At 65.5% G+C, this 18,691-nt stretch carries 18 protein-coding genes; 10 read left to right on the top strand and 8 right to left on the bottom strand.

The genetic code is table 11. The features are described 5' to 3' along the window. Positions 1–109 precede the first annotated feature (109 nt). A complete protein-coding gene (locus CDN36_RS16610) occupies positions 110–1,522 on the top strand; it encodes a methyl-accepting chemotaxis protein (protein ID WP_150556509.1) in 1,413 nt (470 codons plus the stop codon). Positions 1,523–1,630: 108 nt separating this feature from the next. Here the strand turns inward: CDN36_RS16610 and CDN36_RS16605 are convergent, their stop codons facing one another. From CDN36_RS16605 to CDN36_RS16585, 5 genes are all read right to left on the bottom strand, one after another. Continuing rightward, positions 1,631–1,936, bottom strand: coding sequence for a hypothetical protein (locus CDN36_RS16605; RefSeq protein ID WP_174966433.1), 306 nt, complete (start codon positions 1,934–1,936; stop codon positions 1,631–1,633). A 509-nt stretch (positions 1,937–2,445) separates the two neighbouring features. Then, complete coding sequence (locus CDN36_RS16600; protein WP_150556510.1) at positions 2,446–3,033, bottom strand: hypothetical protein; 588 nt, start codon at positions 3,031–3,033, stop codon at positions 2,446–2,448. An 80-nt stretch (positions 3,034–3,113) separates the two neighbouring features. Continuing rightward, positions 3,114–3,251 carry an entericidin A/B family lipoprotein gene (locus tag CDN36_RS16595; protein WP_150556511.1) on the bottom strand — a complete coding sequence of 46 codons (138 nt, stop codon included), beginning with the start codon at positions 3,249–3,251 and terminating at the stop codon, positions 3,114–3,116. 100 nt (positions 3,252–3,351) lie between these two features. Beyond that, positions 3,352–3,558, bottom strand: coding sequence for a CsbD family protein (locus CDN36_RS16590; protein WP_150556512.1), 207 nt, complete (start codon positions 3,556–3,558; stop codon positions 3,352–3,354). Positions 3,559–3,762: 204 nt separating this feature from the next. Further along, entirely contained in the window at positions 3,763–5,235 is a 1,473-nt protein-coding gene (locus CDN36_RS16585) for a sensor histidine kinase (protein WP_287497310.1), read from the bottom strand. 340 nt (positions 5,236–5,575) lie between these two features. Between CDN36_RS16585 and CDN36_RS16580 the strand changes: the two genes are divergently transcribed. From CDN36_RS16580 to CDN36_RS16540, 9 genes are all read left to right on the top strand, one after another. After that, the gene (locus tag CDN36_RS16580) at positions 5,576–5,752 is read left to right on the top strand and encodes a DUF1328 family protein (RefSeq protein ID WP_042114863.1); all 177 of its coding nucleotides are present in this window, start codon (positions 5,576–5,578) and stop codon (positions 5,750–5,752) included. A gap of 101 nt (positions 5,753–5,853) precedes the next feature. Continuing rightward, positions 5,854–6,015 carry a DUF1328 domain-containing protein gene (locus tag CDN36_RS16575; RefSeq protein ID WP_039414459.1) on the top strand — a complete coding sequence of 54 codons (162 nt, stop codon included), beginning with the start codon at positions 5,854–5,856 and terminating at the stop codon, positions 6,013–6,015. A gap of 143 nt (positions 6,016–6,158) precedes the next feature. Beyond that, positions 6,159–6,716, top strand: coding sequence for a ferritin-like domain-containing protein (locus CDN36_RS16570; RefSeq protein WP_287497337.1), 558 nt, complete (start codon positions 6,159–6,161; stop codon positions 6,714–6,716). Positions 6,717–6,788: 72 nt separating this feature from the next. Then, the gene (locus CDN36_RS16565) at positions 6,789–7,430 is read left to right on the top strand and encodes a response regulator (RefSeq protein ID WP_150556514.1); all 642 of its coding nucleotides are present in this window, start codon (positions 6,789–6,791) and stop codon (positions 7,428–7,430) included. Between the two features lie 13 nt (positions 7,431–7,443). Further along, positions 7,444–7,866, top strand: coding sequence for a response regulator (locus CDN36_RS16560; protein WP_150556515.1), 423 nt, complete (start codon positions 7,444–7,446; stop codon positions 7,864–7,866). Positions 7,867–8,194: 328 nt separating this feature from the next. After that, the gene (locus CDN36_RS16555) at positions 8,195–9,229 is read left to right on the top strand and encodes a methionine ABC transporter ATP-binding protein (RefSeq protein WP_150556516.1); all 1,035 of its coding nucleotides are present in this window, start codon (positions 8,195–8,197) and stop codon (positions 9,227–9,229) included. Further along, positions 9,219–9,872: a methionine ABC transporter permease gene (locus tag CDN36_RS16550; RefSeq protein WP_150556517.1), complete on the top strand. Its 654-nt coding sequence runs from the start codon at positions 9,219–9,221 to the stop codon at positions 9,870–9,872. Before CDN36_RS16555 ends, CDN36_RS16550 begins: the two co-directional genes overlap by 11 nt. A gap of 58 nt (positions 9,873–9,930) precedes the next feature. Then, entirely contained in the window at positions 9,931–10,743 is an 813-nt protein-coding gene (locus CDN36_RS16545) for a MetQ/NlpA family ABC transporter substrate-binding protein (protein WP_287497309.1), read from the top strand. A 433-nt stretch (positions 10,744–11,176) separates the two neighbouring features. Continuing rightward, positions 11,177–13,060: an EAL domain-containing protein gene (locus tag CDN36_RS16540; RefSeq protein WP_150556519.1), complete on the top strand. Its 1,884-nt coding sequence runs from the start codon at positions 11,177–11,179 to the stop codon at positions 13,058–13,060. Positions 13,061–13,150: 90 nt separating this feature from the next. Here the strand turns inward: CDN36_RS16540 and CDN36_RS16535 are convergent, their stop codons facing one another. From CDN36_RS16535 to CDN36_RS16525, 3 genes are all read right to left on the bottom strand, one after another. Beyond that, positions 13,151–14,767 (bottom strand): APC family permease, encoded by a 1,617-nt coding sequence (locus tag CDN36_RS16535; RefSeq protein WP_287497308.1) that lies wholly within the window; start codon positions 14,765–14,767, stop codon positions 13,151–13,153. 446 nt (positions 14,768–15,213) lie between these two features. Next, positions 15,214–16,665 (bottom strand): NAD-dependent succinate-semialdehyde dehydrogenase, encoded by a 1,452-nt coding sequence (locus CDN36_RS16530; protein WP_287497336.1) that lies wholly within the window; start codon positions 16,663–16,665, stop codon positions 15,214–15,216. Between the two features lie 376 nt (positions 16,666–17,041). Next, positions 17,042–18,592: a UbiD family decarboxylase gene (locus CDN36_RS16525; protein WP_150556522.1), complete on the bottom strand. Its 1,551-nt coding sequence runs from the start codon at positions 18,590–18,592 to the stop codon at positions 17,042–17,044. Positions 18,593–18,691 lie beyond the last annotated feature (99 nt).

The following is an 18,691-nucleotide window of genomic DNA, read 5'->3' as shown; positions in this document are numbered from 1 at the left end:
GCGCCCGAGCGGCATTTTCGCGGGCAAGCTCAAGGCTTTGGAGGCGATGGCCCTGCGAAGCTCGCGCACTCGTCATAACAAGCAGATCAGAGATGCGAGGAGACTGACGATGGGGCTTTTCACGCGCAATCGGGGTGCTGCGCAGACCGTCAACATCATGAACGAGGTGGCCAGGAGCGCCGGCACGCTCGGCATCGAGCTGTGCGACATTGCCGGTAACGTCGACGAAATCGCCGTCCGGACGAAGCGGCAGGCCGAGGTCTTCCAGGAACTGCGTCGCGCCGCTGCCGACACCAGCGAAGGGAACCAGCGCATCGCCGCGGCCGCTCGCGAGGCCCGCGACGTGGCCGATCGCGCCAGCGCCGAGATTGCCGCCTCGCGCAGCACGGCCGACGCATCACTTGCCTCCATTCATGGCCTCGTCGAAGGCGTGTCCGGCATGGCCGAGGAAATCGGCGGTCTGCGCGAGGCGCTCGCACATGTGGGCAAGGTGGCCGAGGGCATCTCGGTGATCGCCCGCCAGACCAATCTGCTCGCGCTGAACGCCGCCATCGAAGCGGCGCGCGCGGGCCAGGCCGGACGCAGCTTCGCCGTGGTGGCCACCGAAGTCAAACAACTCGCCAGCAAGACGGCCGAGGCAACGCAGCAGATCGAACAGACGCTTAGCGCACTCGCGGAGCGCACCGAGCGCCTCATGCGCGAGAGCAACGCGAACGTCTCGCGCGCGAACGACGCGCGCGAGGGTACGCGCGCGATTGCGAGCGTGATCGAGACCGCCGGCACCGCGCTCGACACGTTCGATCGGCAGGCGGGCCAGATCGCGCAGGCGAGCGAGGCCATCGAGCACGAGTGCGGCACGCTCGCCGCGCACGTCGACGAAATGGCCGACGGCGTGGCGCATTCGGCCGAGCACGTGGAGAGCGCGCGCGAGCGCATCAACGGTCTGCTGTCGGTCTCGGAGCAATTGATCGGCCTGATCGCCGAGGCGGACGTGGAAACCGAGGACACGCCGTTCATTCGCGCGGTGCGCCGTGCGGCCAAGCAGGTTGGCGAGGCTTTCGAGGCGGCGCTCGCCAAGGGCAGGATCACCGAGCAGGAGTTGTTCGACCGCCGTTATCAGCCGATTCCCGGCTCGAACCCGCAGCAATTGATGGCGAGCTTCACGCGCTTTACCGACGAGACGCTGCCTGCCATCCAGGAGCCCTTGCTCGCGCTCAACGACCGCATCGCGTTCTGCGCGGCCGTGGACGAGAACGGCTATTTGCCCACGCATAACCGCAAGTTTTCGCAGACGCCGACCAACGACCCGGTGTGGAACGCCGCCAACTGCCGCAACCGCCGGCTCTTCAACGACCGCACCGGCGCGGCGGCCGGGCGCAACACCAAACCGCTGCTGCTGCAAACCTATCGTCGCGACATGGGCGGCGGCCAGTTCGTGGTGATGAAGGACGCTTCCGCGCCGATCTATGTGAATGGCCGTCACTGGGGCGGCTTCCGGATTGCTTACCGGGTAGCCCGGTAGTCGGCCTGCGCCCCGGTTCGGCCCAATGAAAACGCGCCGCCGACAGCGATGTCGGCGGCGCGTTCGTTTTCCAGCACGGCGCGGCACGGCGCGCGCCGCGGGCGTCGATCAATAGGCGTACCAGCGGCCGTGGCGCCAGTAGCCGTGGCCGTAGCGGCCATAGTACGGGCGGCCGTAATACACCGGCGGCGGGCCGTAGTAGGCCGGGGCCGGCGCCACGTACACGGGCGGCGGCGCCACATAGACCGGCGCAGGCGGCGCCACGTAGACCGGCGCGGGCGCATAGACCGGTGCCGGTGCGATCAGCGGCACGCCAATGCCGATACCGACGGAGACGTGCGCCTGCGCCGTCCCGATCGCACCCGCCGCGAGCGCGATCCCGGCGACGGCAAGGGCGGCAAACTTGGTTTTCATGACATTTCTCCTGCGACTTGGCAGCGTACTGATGACAGCGCCCGGACCGGCACCATGCCGGCCGACGCGCCCGGTGCCCGCCGGCACCCTGGTTCGTCAGATTCCTTGGCTTAACTGTACTGAAGTTCCGAATCGCGAGCGTGGCGCAATTGTTGCAAAGTATGCGCGGTCCCGGACAGTGGGGAACGTTCGGGCGTAGAAAAGCGGCCGCCAAACGTGTGAATCAGGCCCCTATTCTATTCATAATCAACGATTTGCGTTCGTTTCGGTTGACACGATCGGGCGCGGCGGGAGGCCAGGGCGGGCCGGCGCCTCCCGCACTTGTTACATTCATTTACAAGGCGTGCCTGGCCCTGCCTTGGCGTGTGGCGTAAAAACAGCGGCGGATGCCGCCTCGCGCGACATCCGCCTGCTGCCGGCGCCCGCCCGGTCCGGGACCGGGAGCGCGGGCGCCTTCTCCTCCCCGCTAAAAGCTTGCGCCTGACTCGCTGGTTGAAGCGGCTTGCGCCTTATTGGTTGAAGCGGGCCTTGGCGTCGGCCACGCAGGTGTCCTTGCTGTCGCCCGAGAGCGAATCGCACCGTTCGAGTGCGGCCTTGTATCGGGCCTTGTTCGCATCGTCGTTCGCGTCCTGGCGCGCGGCGCGCGTGTCCTTGGAGGATTCACGGCTCGTGCGCATGACCTGGGCGTCGCCGTAGGCCTTCGTCTTGGCGGCCTCGGCGTCCTTCAGGCACACGTCCTTGTCATTGCCCTTCTTGTCGTCGCAGCGCAGCTTGGCGACGCGGTAGTCGGCGTCGGCCTTGGCGATAGCTGCGTCGTAGCGCGCTTTGGGGGTTTGCCTGTAATCCGCCTCGGCGTTGGCCTTGGCGATCTTCTCGTTGCCCTTGGCGTCCTCGATGCATACCTTTTTCGCGTTGTCCTTCAGGTCGTCGCAGCGCGCGGCGGCGGCCTTGTAGTCGGCTTCGGCCGACTTCTGCGCGGCGTCGTAACGGTCCTTGGCAGCGGCGTCGGCCGCGTTGGCCGAGGCGGTCCCCAGCAGGCCGGCAGCTCCCGTCGCGAGGCAGGCGCAGGTAAGCAGGTTCAAGGCAAGTCGTGACATCTCAATGTCCTCCTATCGGCTGGCGATCGTGGGAAGCGATGCCGGGGCATCGCGGATCGTGGGGGGCAATGAAATTACCGTCATTTGTTGCGATCTGCGGCGCCCTGGATGGCTTCGCCGCCGCGCTCGACGTCCTTGCCGGCGCCATGGACGGTGTTGCAGCCGGCCAGACCCAGCGCGAAGCCGCTCAGCAGTGCAATGGCGATCAGTCGTTTCATTTGGATTTCTCCTTTGAGAGGTGAGGTCGTCACAGGCGCGTGGCGGCAATGCGCTGCGCGGGGGCAGCGCCCGCCGCCGGGCGGGCCGGCGGCTCGGGGCTTACCAGAGCTTGTGCTGGTCGTTCCAGGTGTCCACTTCGCGCTCGGCGTCGGCCTTCGCCTTGCCGTAGCGCTCCTGGATCACGCCGACGAACTTGTCGCGATTGCCTTCGATCTTCAGCAGATCGTCGTCGGTCAGGTTGCCCCATTGCTTCTTGACTTCGCCCTTGAGTTGGTTCCACTTGCCCTTGATCAGATCCGAGTTCATGACCACTCCTCAATATTGGGTAGATGGGATTCTCGCGCGGCGGCGATGTCGCGCGCGGTGCCTCGCGCGTTGTTGCCGCGCCCGCAGGACGGCGGGTGATTCCATGTTAGGGAGTGCGAAATGCCCGCGCTGTCAGCCACATCACCGTCGCGGCGTAGGCGGAATCGGGTTGCGCTGTCGGCGTATTCCCACGAGCAGCGGGTTTCAGGCGGGGCGCTCGTGCTCGGCCACGTCGGCGCTCGAGTCGTCGGCCGGCGCTGCGGCGGCCGTCTCATGCGCCTCGGGGCGTGCGGGGCCGTGTACGGCGGGGGCGGTACTTTCAGTGACTTCCGTGGCGATCTCGGGGGCGTCGGCCGGGTTGCACAGCGGCAGCACGACCTGGATCTCCGTGCCCAGCCGCTGCGGCAACGAATGAATGTCGATGCGTCCGCCCTTGGCCGAGACGCGCTGGCGCATGCCGAACAGTCCGTGCGTCTTGGGTTTGTTGAACTGATCCGGCGTGAGCCCGATGCCGTTGTCGATCACTTCGAGCCGCACGCGCTGATCGTCGCACGCGAGCGCGACGCGCACGGCCGTCGCCCGCGCGTACTTCGCGGCATTGGTGAGCGCCTCCTGCGCCACGCGGAACAGCACGATGGCGGTGGACTCGGGCAACGCGAAGTCGTCTTCCGGCAGATCGAGATCGAGCTCCCAGTGCTGCTGGTCGGCGGTCTCTTCGGCGAGCGAGCGCAGCGCGGTGACGAGGCCGAAGTTGATCAGCACCGTCGGGCGCAGGTTCTCGATGATGCGCCGCTTGATCTGGATGCCCGAATCGAGATTGCGTTGCGCGCGCGCGAGCTTCTCCGCCACGACCGGATCGCTGCTGCGGAGCTTGTGGTGCGCCCAGGTGACGTCCATCTTGCACGCGGTGAGAATCGCGCCGAGCTCGTCGTGGAGTTCCCGCGAAAGACGCGTCTTCTCATCCTCGCTCACGTTTTGCAGGTGGGTGGCGAGCTCGTCGAGCTGCTCGGTGCGCTCGCGCACGAGCCGGTCCAGATGCGCCTGCTGCTCGTGCAGTTGGTCGCGTGCGAGCTGCTCCTGGCGCATCTGCCGCCCGAGCGTGCGAAACAGCAGGATGAACAGCACAATGGTGAGCACCGAGAGCGCGCCGGCGCTCACGGCCGAGATCACTTGATCGAAGCGGCCGTCGTCCTGCGCCACGCGCGCGCGCGCGAGTTCTCGGTTGTAGAGATCGGTGATGCCGTTTTGCACGCGCTCCATCGCGCCGATGCCGAGGTAGTCGGGCGAGAGCGCCTGCTCGAGCGTCATCGTGCCGGCGATCACGCCGGCACGCGCGGCCTCCATCGTGGCGATCCGATTGGAGAACAGTGTCATCACCGCGGCGAAGTCTTTCGTGGCCTGCGTGTCATGCACGTCTTCGTAATGCTGGATGACCAGCGCCGAGAGGTCGCGAATGCGCCGTACCGCCGACAGATAGGGGTCGAGATAGAGGGGATCCTTGGTGAGCAGATAGCCGCGCTGGCTCGAAACCACGGTCGACGTGCGCGCCATGATTTCGTTGAGCTCGTTGGCCGCCGTCATGGCCTGCAGCGCCGATTCGTAGGTGGAGGCGAGACGCCGGTGTGCCGACTCCAGCCCGACCAGGCTGCCGACCGTGATGACGATCGCGGCGATCATGGCGATGATCCAGCTGCGACGACGTAACCAGGACGTAAACAATCGAGGCATGAGGGCGTGTCGAGAAGGGTTGGGCGAAGACAATACCAATCCGCGCATATCCGCAGACTGCGTCATTTCGCTTTGATCATAAGTCGAAAATCGCCTGCACACGGGAATTGTCAGCCAATTCCTACGCAAAAACCAGAAGCGCCCGGGCAGTTCCGGAAAGCCCGTTTTTCTACCATACATTCAGCACCCGATGGATTGCGGGCCGTTCGCGCAAGCTCCGCGCGCAGGGCGAGCGAGACGTGGGGAGCGAAGAAAGTCTCCGGGAATTGAATCGACCAAGGAGAACGCTATGTTGAAGTGGGCTTTGTTGTTTGCACTGATCTCGATCGTGGCGGGCCTGTTGGGCTTCACCGGGATCGCCGCCGGTGCGGCCGGGATCGCGAAGATCCTGTTCGTGCTGTTCCTGGTGTTGTTCGTGATCTTCCTGCTGCTTGGCTTGACCGTCGCCAAGAAGATCGTCGACTAGACGGCGCGCCGCGGGGCGCGGCCGCGCGCCGTGCGCCGCAGTGACCGGGGCGGCGCGGTGTGCGTGTCGCCCGAAGCCCGTCCACAATCAAGGAGGTTGCGATGCTTCACTATGCCGTCGTGTTTTTCGTGATCGCGTTGATCGCCGCGGTTTTCGGTTTTACGGGAATCGCCGCGGGCGCGGCCGAGATCGCGAAGATCCTGTTCTTCATCTTCCTCGTGATCTTTCTGGTCACGCTGCTCTTCGGGGTGTTCCGGCGATAGCCGCCCGCACGTTGCCGTCGGGGGCGCCGGCATCGGGCGTCCCCGTTCCCGCCAATACTGACAGGAAGGAGGAATCGCACATGCATACCGCCAAGCACGCCAAGCACCATGCCTCGCAGTCGGTCGACACCGGCAAGCACGCGATGACGGGTAATGGGCACAGCAAGCCAGCGGGCGAGGACTTCCAGATCGACGTTCGCGCCTTGCGCGAGCGTGCACGCGAGCACCTCGACGACGGTGCCGTCACGGAGGACTACCGGGCCGATCGCGACGCGGTCGTCCAGATGCTCAATGAAGCGCTCGCCACCGAGCTGGTGTGCGTGCTGCGCTACAAGCGCCACCATTTCATGGCCACCGGCATTCACGCCGAGCCGGTCGCCGCGGAATTCGCCGAGCACGCGGCGCAGGAGCAGGAACACGCGGATCGCATCGCGGCGCGTATCGTGCAACTGGGCGGCGAGCCCGACTTCTCGCCCGACAGCCTGTCCTCGCGCAGCCATGCCGAATACGTGCCCGGCCAGAACCTGCGCGACATGATCCGGGAAGATCTCGTCGCCGAACGCATCGCGATTGAGAGTTATCGCGAGATGATTCATTATTTGGGCGACCGGGATACCACGACGCGGCGCATGCTCGAGGAAATCCTGGCCGTCGAGGAAGAGCACGCCGACGACATGCGTGACCTGCTCGACCGGGAGTGACGCCCATGCTGCGCGCGCACACGCCAGATAGATTCGGCCAGCCGGCCGAGGGGGAAAGTTTCTGGAGCTTAGATGTCACTGACAATAAAAATTCTGATCGCCGACGACCACGCGATCGTTCGCACCGGCTTCAAACAGTTCATCGCGGACGAATCGGACATGGAAGTGCTGGGCGAGGCGGCGAGCGGCGACGAAGTGATCCGCGCCGTGCGCGAGACGGCCTTTGATGTCGTGCTGCTGGATATCGCCATGCCTGACAAGAACGGAATCGACACGCTTCGCGTCATCAAGCAATTGCGCCCCGAGCAGGGCGTGCTGTTCTTGTCGACATATCCCGAGGCTCAGTACGCGGTCAACCTGCTGCGCGCCGGCGCCGACGGTTACCTGATGAAGGACGCCGCACCCGAGGAGATCATTCGGGCGATCCGCACGGTGGCGCGCGGCCACCGCTACGTAAGCGAAGTGACGGCCGACCTGCTCGCGCAGAAGCTCGACCAGCCGGTCGACGAGCCGATGCACGAGCAACTCTCGGAGCGCGAATTTCAGGTGTTCTGCAAGCTCGCGCAGGGCCGTACCCCCACGGAGATCGCCGACGAGCTGCACCTCTCGGTGAAGACCGTCAGCACGTACCGCGCGCGCGTGCTGGAAAAGATGCATTTGAAAACCAATGCCGATCTGACGCTCTACGCGCTCAAGAACGGTCTGATCAGTTGACGGAGAGGTTGTCATGCCAACCGGGAAAGCGGCCGCGCTCACGGGGTCCCGATTGCCCTTGAAAGTGCTGCTGATCGAAGACTCGGCGGTCATTCGCGAGAGTCTGTCCGAAGCGCTCGGATCCACGGGAATGCTTCAGGTGACAGGTGTGGCGGAGACGGCCGACGAGGCGGTCCGCACGCTCAAGGAGGACTCGTTCGACGCCGTGATCGTCGACATTCAGTTGCGGCGCGGCTCCGGCATGGACGTGCTGTCCTATCTGCATGACGCCGGCATGCTGCCCAACGTCATGGCGGTCGTCCTCACGAACTATGCGCTCGCGACGTATCGCAAACGCTGCCAGCAACTGGGCGTGCAGTATTTCTTCGACAAATCCCTCGAATTCGACCGGGTCATCGAGGTGCTCGACGACTTCGCGTCCAGCCGCCAGGCCTGAGGCGGGCCGGGGCGGCGCAGTTTCCCGTCGTTCCCATGAAATGGGAATCCACCCCTGCGTAGTGAAATCAACTCACGTTTTCTCGTTGGAGAGGGCGTGAGCCGCGCCGTTTGCGCGATTCTTGTTGCATTGCGGCACGCCGCGCGGCTTTCCCGCGTATCGACAACCCGCTTGCCGCATTTCAGGTGAATTCCAATATAAAGAGATCAAATTTTATTATTTTCAACTATTTAGGTGCATGGGCTAGAATGTCGCCTTTGTGCTAAATACCGAGTCCAGGCGGCGGCACTGCGAGTAATTTTCGGCAGTGGGGCTGCCATTTTTTTGCATGATCGAACTCCAGAACATCACCCAGCGATTTGCTGGGCCCAAGGGGCCGATCGACGCGCTCTCCAACATCAGCCTGTCGATCGAGCGCGGCGAAGTCTTCGGCATCATCGGCCGAAGCGGCGCCGGCAAGAGCACGCTCGTGCGCGTGATCAATCTGCTCAACCGCCCGAGCGACGGCACCGTGCGCGTCGACGGCCAGGACCTCACGGCAATGTCGACCGACGCGCTGCGCCAGGCGCGTCGTCGTATCGGCATGATCTTCCAGCACTTCAACCTGCTGAACTCGCGCACCGTCTACGACAATGTGGCGCTGCCGCTCGAGCTGGCCGGCACACCGGCGGCCGAGATTCGCGCGAAGGTGCTGCCGCTGCTCGAACTCGTCGGGCTGACGGCGCAGAAGGACCGCTACCCGTCGCAGATCTCCGGCGGCCAGAAGCAGCGCGTGGGGATTGCGCGGGCGCTTGCCAGCGAGCCGCAGGTGCTGCTCTCCGACGAAGCGACGTCCGCGCTCGATCCCGAGACCACGCGCTCGATTCTCGATCTGCTCAAGCGCATCAACCGTGAGCTGGGACTGACCGTCGTGCTGATCACGCACCAGATGGAAGTGATCAAGCAGGTGTGCGATCGCGTGGCGGTGCTCGACGCCGGCCGCGTGGTCGAGCAGGGCCGCGTGATCGACGTGTTCCTGCGTCCGCGCCACGAAGTCACGCGCGCCCTCATCGGCGACGTGATTTCGCAGGAGCTGCCCGCCGGCGTGCGCGAGCGCGTGGCCTCGCGCATCGGCAACGGCCACGATCATCTGTATCGTCTGGCGTTCTCGGGCGCGGGCGTGGATCAGCCGTTGCTCTCCGAGGCGATTCGCCGCTACGAGCTCGACTTCAACATCCTGCATGGCCAGATCGACGAGATTCAGGGCCAGGCGTTCGGCTCGCTTGCCGTGATGGCGGGCGGCACCCCGGCCCGTGTGGCCGAAGCCATGGCGTTCCTCGCCAGCCAAGGCGTCGTCGTTGAGGAGCTCAGCCATGTGGAGTGAAATGTTCGATCTGTTCGTCTCGTCGTTCTGGGAGACGCTGATCATGGTCGGGATCTCGGGCTTCATCGGCGCCGTGGTCGGTGTGCCGCTCGGCGTACTGCTCTATCTGACCGACCGCAATGGCGTGCTGCAGAACCTGCCGACCAATCGCATCATCGGCATCGTGGTCAACGCGGTGCGCTCGACGCCGTTCATCATCTTGCTGGTTGCCGTGATCCCGTTCACGCGACTGGTGGTGGGCTCGTCCATCGGCACGATGGCGGCCGTGGTGCCGCTCACCATCGCGGCCGCGCCGTTCGTCGCGCGCCTGGTGGAGACCGCGCTGCGCGAAGTCGATCGCGGCCTGATCGAGGCGGCGCAATCGATGGGCGCGACGACCGGCCAGATCGTGATGAAGGTGCTGCTGCCCGAGGCGCTGCCGGGCATCGTGGCCGGTCTCACCATCACGTTCGTGAGCCTGGTGGGCTACTCGGCCATGGCCGGCGCGATCGGCGGAGGCGGCCTGGGCGATCTGGGCATCCGCTACGGGTACCAGCGCTTCTTGCCCGAGGTCATGGTCACCGTGGTGCTGATCCTGATCGTCTTCGTGCAGCTCGTGCAGACGTTCGGCGACTGGCTGGTGCGCCGTCTGAGCCACAAATAACGTTTCGAATAACACCGTCGCCGGCGAGCCGGCACCCAACTCACACGCGAGGTTTTCTATGCAACGTCGTTCGATTTTCAAGCTGCTCGCCGGTGTCGGCGCCGCAACGGTTTTCGCCACGCAGTTGGCCGCGCCCGCATTCGCCGCGGACACCGTCAACCTGAAGGTCGGCGTGACGGGCGGCCCGCACGCCCAGATCTTCGATGAAGTGAAGAAGGTCGCCGCCAAGGAAGGGCTCAACATCAAGGTCATCGAGTTCAGCGACTACGTGCAGCCGAACGCGGCGCTCTCGTCGGGCGATCTCGACGTGAACAGCTACCAGCACCAGCCATACCTCGACGCGCAGGTGAAGGACCGCGGCTACAAGCTCGAGTCGATCGCCAAGACCGTGATCTTCCCGATGGGCGTCTACTCCAAGAAGATCAAGTCGCTGGCCGAGCTCAAGACGGGCGACAAGGTGTCGCTGCCGAACGACCCGACCAACGGCGGGCGCGCGCTGCTCCTGCTGCAGAAGAATGGCCTGATCAAGCTGCGCGCCGACGCCGGTCTGAAGGCCACGCCGATCGACGTCGTCGAGAACCCGAAGAAGCTGAAGTTCGTGGAACTCGACGCCGCGCAACTGCCGCGCTCGCTCGACGACGTGACGGTGGCCGTCATCAACACCAACTTCGCGATGGAAGCCGGTCTGAATCCGAAGAAGGATTCGATCGCCATCGAGGACGCCAACGGCCCGTATGCCAACGTGCTGGCAATCCGCACGGCCGACAGGAACAAGCCCTGGGTGGCCAAGCTGATCAAGGCCTATCACTCGCCGGAAGTCAAGGCGTTCATCGAGCAGAAGTTCGGCGGCTCGGTCGTCACGGCATGGTAAGGAGCCGGTGACGCCTTACCGAGGCGCCCATGAAAACGGCAACGCTTTGTGGCGTTGCCGTTTTTTTTCGTCCGAACGCCGCTGTCTTCGTCTGCTATTTCTGCGTGGTATTCCCGCGTCGTATTCCCGCGTGGTGCGACACCGGGCATTCGCGCCGCTCGCGCGCGTGTGGCAATTCCGACACTGTCACGGATTTGTCAAGGAACGGCGATAGCCTGAACGGCAACTAAAAAGGAGGGCGCCCGCGGGCGTCGTCAATGATATGCGGATATGGGCGCGAGCCGCGACCGCACGCGAAACACGGGGAAAGGGTGAGACATGCGCGGAGCATGCGGCTCGCCCGCGGTGCGTCTGAGCGCGCCCGACATCGGCCCGCACGTCGCAATGCTGTTGGCTCGATGGCGGCGCACCGCATCGACTTTCGGAGTACCTCTTGAATCCTCCCCCGTCTGTCGTCATCCGTCCGGAGCGCTTTGCCGCACCGACCGCCGGCGTTTCCGGTGCCGACCAGGCTCGTCATGCCGGCCACGGCGATGACGATGAGAGCGCGATCCTCGCGCAGCTTTGCGAGGGCATTGGCCTGAGCTGTGTCTTTCAGCCGATTCTCGACTTTCGGACGTCCGAGGTGGCGGGCTACGAAGGACTGGTGCGCGGTCCGGCGGGAACGTCGATCCATTCGCCCATGGCGCTCTTTGCCGCCGCGCGCCGCCACGGCCTTTGCGGGCCGCTCGAACTCGCCTGCCGGCGTGCCGTGCTGCGCGGCTTCGTCGAGCAGGACCTGCCGGAGCGGCTGTTTCTGAACATCGGTCCGGTCACGCGCGCGCAGCCCGGCGGCGGCGTGATCGAGTCGCTCGGCCTGGACGAAACGTTCGCCATGCTCCAGTCGTTGCGGCTCGCGCCCGAGCGCGTGGTGCTCGAACTCACGGAACACGCGCCGACACTCGATCTGGCCAGCACGCGCGCGTCGCTCACGGCCTATCGCGCGCTGGGCTTCGAGGTGGCGCTCGACGACATGGGCGAGGGCTACGCCAGCCTGCGGCTGTGGTCCGAGCTGCGCCCCGATTACGTGAAGATCGACCGGCATTTCGTCGACGGCATCGACACCGATACCGTCAAGCTGCAGTTCGTGCGCTCGATGCGGCAGATCGCCGAGACGAGCGGCACGCGCGTGATCGCCGAGGGCATCGAGCACGCCGAGGAACTGCAGGTCGTGCGCGACCTCGGCATCTTTCTCGGGCAGGGGTATTTCATTGCGCGTCCGCAGGCGCAGCCGCAGCGCGCGGTTACCGCGAACGTCAGGGAAGTCGTGAACGAGCGGCGCGCTTACGTGCACCAGCAACCGAGCCAGCTCGGGGCCGGCAATGTTACGCTCGAGCGCATTGCCTCGTTTGTCGCGCCTGTCTCGCCGGACACGCGCAGCGAAGACGTGGTGGCGCGCTTCGAGAGCGATCCGGCGCTCGAGGTGCTGCCGGTCGTGGAGCGGGACCGGCCCGTGGGACTGATCGGCCGGGCGTCGCTCATCGGACGCTTCGCGCGGCCGTTCACGCGCGAGCTGTACGGGCGCAAGCCGTGCTCGGCCGTGATGGAGCCGCGCCCGCTCACGTTCGACAAGGGCGCGCGGCTGGAGGACCTGAGCCGCATGATCGCCGAAGGCGCGAGCCGCCAGATCGCGGCCGGCTTCATCGTGACCGACCAGGGGCGGTATTTCGGCGTGGCGCAAGGCCATGCGCTCATGCGCCATATCACCGACATGCAGCTCGATGCGGCGCGCTACGCCAATCCGCTCACGCTGCTGCCGGGCAACGTGCCGATCGACGATTACATGGACCGCATGATCGGCGAGCGCCAGTCGTTTCACGCCTGCTATGTCGATCTGGACAACTTCAAGCCGTTCAACGACGTGTTCGGCTACCGGCGGGGCGATGATCTGATTCAGCTCGTCGCGCGCGTGCTCATGGCCGTGCGCAATCCGGAGTGCGACTTCCTCGGGCACATTGGCGGCGACGACTTTCTCATCCTGTTTCGCAGCCCCGACTGGGAAGCGCGCTGCCGCGAGGCGCTCGCCCGTTTCGGCGAGGCGGTGACGGAGTATTTCCATCCCGACCAGATCGCGGCGGGCGGCTTCGAGGCGGAGGACCGCCGCGGCATGGTCATTTTCCATCCGATCACGAGTCTGTCGATCGGTGTGGTGGCCGTCACGCCGGAGAGCTTTCCGTCGCACGTGGAAGTCTCCGCCGCGGCGGCCGACGCGAAGAAGATGGCCAAGCGCGCGCTGGGCAACAGCCTGTTCATCGAACGCCGTCGCGCCCATCGGTGAGGCGTCGATACCGCGATATGGGGATATGGTCCGGCGTGCGCAATGAAAAAGCCCGCCGGGCGGCGGGCTTGTCGTCGAGTGTCTGCGAGCTCAGTGCGACAGCGCGGGCATGCCTTCCATGCTGGCCGCGTCCTGTTCGCGTTCTTCCGACAGGTACGGCGTGCGCCACCCGGCCTTCACGCCCCAGTGATAGAACGCGAGCGAGAGCACGGCGACCACGCCCATGTCCCAGCCGTATGGCAGCAGGCCCGTGCCGCCGAATTCCTGGCTGCCGACATACGAGCACAGCGCCATGGCCGGCAGGTAGCCGATCAGCCACCACGAAGCCTTCAGATCGCGGCCGAAGCCGGCCCACTTGTCCTTCGCCTGATAGTAGAAGTACACCGGCAGGGCGACGATCACGAGCACGATGATCTGGCCGGTGAGCGGCCAGCGCGCCCAGTACAGGATCAGCGACGCGCACACGAACGCGATGGGGGCGATCACGGACAGACCCGGCAGGCGCAGCGGACGGTGCATGTCCGGCGCCGAATGGCGCAGCGCCATCACGCTGATCGGACCCGTCAGATACGAAATGACGGTGGCGACCGAGATCACGGCGGCGAGCGAGTCCCATCCGCGGAAGAAGAACATGAACAGGAACGATACGGCCAGGTTGAACCACATGGCCTGACGCGGCACGCCGTAGAGCGGGTGCACGCGACCGAAGATCGAGGGCAGCGTGCGGTTGCGCTCCATCGCGTAGATCATGCGGCTCGTGGTCGCCATGTAGGTGGTGCCGGTGCCGCTCGGGCTCAGGAAGGCGTCGAAGTACAGCACGATAGCGAGCCAGTTCAGGCCCAGTGCGATCGCCAGTTCCGCGAACGGGGAGCTGAAGCTCACCATGTGCCAGCCGCCGGCGAGTTGCTCGGGCGAGAGGGCGCCAATGTAGGCCACCTGCAGCAGCAGGTAGATGACGGTCGCGAGCAGGATCGAGCCGACCACCGCGAACGGAATGCTGCGGCCCGGGTCGCGCGCTTCGCCGGCCAGATTCACCGGACTCTGGAAGCCGTTGAACGCGAACACGATGCCCGACGTGGCGACCGCGGTCAGCACGGCCGACATGCCGTTCGGCGCGAAGCCTCCGTGCTCGGCGAGATTGAAGTTGCCCGGATGAAAGCCCGCAATGATCAGGCCGGCCACGGTCAGGGCCGGAATGGCGAACTTGAACAGCGTGATGGCCGTGTTCGCGCGGGCGAAGAGCTTCACGCCCCAGTAGTTCAGCATGAAGTAGACGATCACGAGCAGCGCCGAGAGCGTGAGGCCGCTCGTGGTAAGCGTGCCGTCGACGAAAAGGCCGTGGGTCCAGGCGTAGGGCCAGGTGCTCATGTACTGGATCGACGCCTCGGCCTCGATCGGAATGACCGACACGATGGCGATCCAGTTGGCCCACGCGGCAATGAAGCCCACGAGGCTGCCGTGCGAATAGCGCGAGTAGCGCACCATGCCGCCCGACTCGGGAAACATGGCGCCCAGTTCGGCGTAGGTCAGGGCGATGGCCAGAATCACAACGGCGCCGATGACCCAGGCGAGCAGGGCGGCGGGGCCGGCGATCTTGGCGGCTTTCCAGGCACCGAACAGCCAGCCGGAGCCGATGATCGAGCCAAGGCCGGTCAGCATCAGGGCGAACGGCCCGATGTTGCGCATGAGGGACGGGTGGTTATCCATTGATTGTCTTCTCCACGCCCGGGGGGGCAGGTGCCGGCCCCGCCCGGAGCGGAGCGGCCCTGCGCGAGGGCGGACAAACTACCGGCTGGCCGGTCGCCGTCTGCGCGAGCATGACGGCGCGGGGGCGGCGCTCACCGGTGCGACTTCGTTGATGGGTTTCTCGCGAATTTCGACGCGGTTCCGACGCTGCGGCGTCCGGATGAGGGACATCATCCGAATTGGGGTCGGAGTCGCCGTTCGCGAAAAAAGCGCGATTCTACCCGAGCCAGACGGCGTCTGTGGGACTTTGTAACACTTTTGCATTGGCTTGCGGATCGGCGACAAGCGGTCAAAACACGCCCGAACCAGCAAAGGCGCGGCTCGCGCAGGGCGACACACGCCTATGACGAACCGTTAAAGGGTCAGATCAAAGGTTCCCCTGCGGTTCCATGCGGTTCCATGCGGTTTCATGCCCCGGCAAGGCACAGGTATTTCAGTTCGAGATACTCGTCGATGCCGTATCTGGAGCCTTCGCGCCCGAGCCCGGAATGTTTGACGCCGCCAAACGGTGCGACCTCGTTCGAGATGAGGCCGGTATTGATGCCGACCATGCCGGCTTCGATGCCCTCGGCCACGCGCCAGACGCGGCCGACGTCGCGCGCGAAGAAGTACGAGGCCAGGCCGAAGTCGGTGGCGTTGGCGAGGCGCACGCCTTCTGCTTCGTCCTTGAAGCGAAAGACCGGCGCGAGCGGGCCGAACGTCTCTTCCTGCGCGACGAGCATGTCCGCGCTGGCGTCGGCCACCACGGTCGGCTCGAAGAAGCGTCCGTGCAGCACCTTGCCACCGACCGTCACGCGCCCGCCCTTGGCGACGGCATCTTGCACGTGGCGCTCGACCTTCTGCACGGCGGCGTCTTCGATCAGCGGACCGACCACGACGCCCGGCTCGAAGCCGTTGCCCACGCGCAGCTCGCCCACGGCGGCGGTCAATTTCTCGACGAAGGCGTCGTAGACGCCGTCCTGCGCATAGATGCGGTTCGCACAGACGCAGGTCTGGCCGGCATTGCGGAATTTGGAGGCGATGCAGCCCTGGACGGCGGCGTCCACATCGGCGTCGTCGAAAACCAGGAACGGCGCGAGCCCGCCCAGCTCCAGCGCGACTTTCTTGATGGTGGGCGCGCACTGCTCCATGAGCCTGGCGCCGACCGGCGTCGAGCCGGTAAACGACAAATGGCGCACGCGCGGGCTGGAGGTGAGCACGTCGCCCACGTCGGAGGAGTTTTTCGACGTCACCACATTGAACACGCCCTTGGGCAGGCCCGCGCGCGAGGCCAGCTCCGCGAGTGCGAGCGCGCAGAGCGGTGTGAGGCGGGCCGGCTTGACCACGATCGTGCAGCCCGCGGCGATGGCGGGGGCGATCTTGCGCGTGATCATCGCGATCGGGAAATTCCACGGCGTGATCGACGCGCACACGCCGATCGGCTGCTTGAGCACGAACATGCGCTTGCCGCCCTCGGGAGACGCGAGCACGTCGCCGTCCACGCGCTTGGCCTCCTCGGCGAACCATTCGATGAACGAGGCGCCGTAAGCGACTTCGCCTTTGGCTTCGGCGAGCGGCTTGCCCTGCTCGGCGGTCATGATGGCGCCCAGGTCGTCCTGGGCCTGCATGATCAGGTCGTACCAGTGGCGCATGATGCGCGCACGCTCCTTGCCAGTCCTGGCGCGCCATTCGGGCAAGGCCGCCTCGGCGGCCACCAGCGCACGTTCGGCTTCCTTGGCGCCGAGGTCGGCCACCTGGGCGATCTCGGCGTCGGTGGCGGGGTCATGTACGGCGAACGTGGCTTGCGAGTCGGCCTTCGTCCAGTCGCCGTCGATGTAGGCGTCGGACTTGAGCAGTTCGGGATCTTTCAGCTTGGCCAGCGCGGGATGGGCCTTGGGCGCCTTGGCGGAACGGCCCTGGGAACGCTGCGACGAACGGGTGGTTGACACGATCGACTCTCCTCTCGATGACCGGGCGGCGCGGACCGCTGAGCCCGGGCCGCACGGGGGCGGCAACGGATATGAACGATACGAGCGATACAGACAATACAGGCGATGCGGACGCTACAAACGACAGGAACGGGTGAATCGGATACGGCAGTCTGTCGCGTGTCGGGCGCCGGCCGATACCGGCGTCGGCCTCTCTTATGGGCGCAGAGGCTCGATGTCGCTGCGGGCGACGTGAAATGAAAAACGCCGGCAGCCGCTACGGCCGCCGGCGTTCGCTGCCCGGCCCCCGCGGGTGGCCGGGCCGGTTTTACAGGCCGAGATCCTGATAGAGCCTGGCCATGCGCGCGTCGACGTCGGCGGTCATTTCGATGGGACGTCCCCATTCGCGCGAAGTTTCGCCCGGCCACTTGTTCGTTGCGTCGATCCCCATCTTCGAGCCCAGGCCGGCCTCGGGAGACGCGAAATCGAGATAGTCGATCGGCGTGCGCTCGACGAGCGTGGTGTCGCGGGTCGGGTCCACTCGCGTGGTGATCGCCCAGATGACTTCCTTCCAGTCGCGGATGTTGACGTCTTCGTCGACCACCACGATGAACTTCGTATACATGAATTGGCGCAGGAAGCTCCACACGCCGAACATCACGCGCTTGGCATGGCCGGGATAGGCCTTCTTCATCTGCACGATCGCCATCCGGTAGCTGCAGCCTTCCGGGGGCAGGTAGAAGTCGGTGATCTCGGGGAACTGCTTTTGCAGCAGCGGCACGAACACTTCGTTGAGCGCCACGCCAAGGACGGCGGGCTCGTCGGGCGGCTTGCCCGTGTAGGTCGAATGGTAGAGCGCGTTGCGCCGCAGCGTGATGCGCTCGATCGTGAAGACCGGGAACCACTCCTGCTCGTTGTAATAGCCAGTGTGATCACCGTAAGGACCTTCCAGCGCATGGGCGTAGCCGGCCGTCGCGCCCCGGCTGGGGGGCGGCGGTGCGCCCTCGGGCACGACGGGCGGCTGCTCGGACGGGTAAATGAAGCCCTCGAGCACGATCTCTGCCCGCGCGGGCACGCGCAGCGACTCCAATCCCGGCGTGAGGCACTTGGCCAGTTCCGTGCGGCTGCCGCGCAAAAGGCCTGCGAACTGGTATTCGGACAGCGTGTCGGGCACCGGTGTGACCGCGCCCAGCATGGTCGCCGGGTCCGCCCCGAGCGCGACGGCGATCGGGAACGGCTTGCCGGGGTGGGTCTGCGCGAATTCGCGGAAATCGAGCGCACCGCCGCGATGCGCGAGCCAGCGCATGATCACCTGGTTGCGGCCGATGACCTGCTGGCGGTAAATGCCCAGGTTCTGGCGCTTGCGATGCGGACCCTTCGTGATGACGAGGCCCCAGGTGATGAGCGGGGCGGCGTCGCCGGGCCAGCACGTCTGAACCGGCAGGCGTGCGAGATCCACGTCCTCGCCCTCCCAGACGATCTCCTGGCACACCGGCGAGCCGACTTCCCTGGGCGCCATGTCCCAGATGGCCTTCGCCATGCCCAGCAGCTTGCCGGCGTCCTTCAGGCCGCGCGGCGGCTCCGGTTCCTTGAGTGTCGAGAGAAGCCGGCCGATGTCGCGCAGCGAGGCCAGTGCGTCCTCGCCTTTGTCGATGCCCATGCCGAGCGCCACTCGTTCAGGGGTGCCAAACAAGTTGGCCAGTACCGGCATGTCGTAGCCTGTCGGACGCTCGAACCGGAGGGCGGGACCGGCCGCTTTGAGCACGCGGTCGGCAAGCGCCGTCATCTCGAGCACCGGCGAGACTGGCACGTCTACGCGACGAAGCTGCCCGGATCGCTCCAGTTGCGCGGTGAAGTCACGAAGATCGAGATATTTCATGAAACAAACCGTTACCAAAAATTTTTTACAGTTTTCAAACGCCCGATGAAAACGGGCGTTTGAATCGTGTTTTGTCCGGGTGACACCCTGTAAACGCGG

The organism is Pandoraea sp. CB10b_02 (assembly GCF_002216225.1).
Classification (GTDB): Bacteria; Pseudomonadota; Gammaproteobacteria; order Burkholderiales; family Burkholderiaceae; genus Pandoraea; species Pandoraea nosoerga.
The sequence above is the reverse complement of the archived record's forward strand: the minus strand, read 5'-3'. Positions and strand labels throughout refer to the sequence as shown.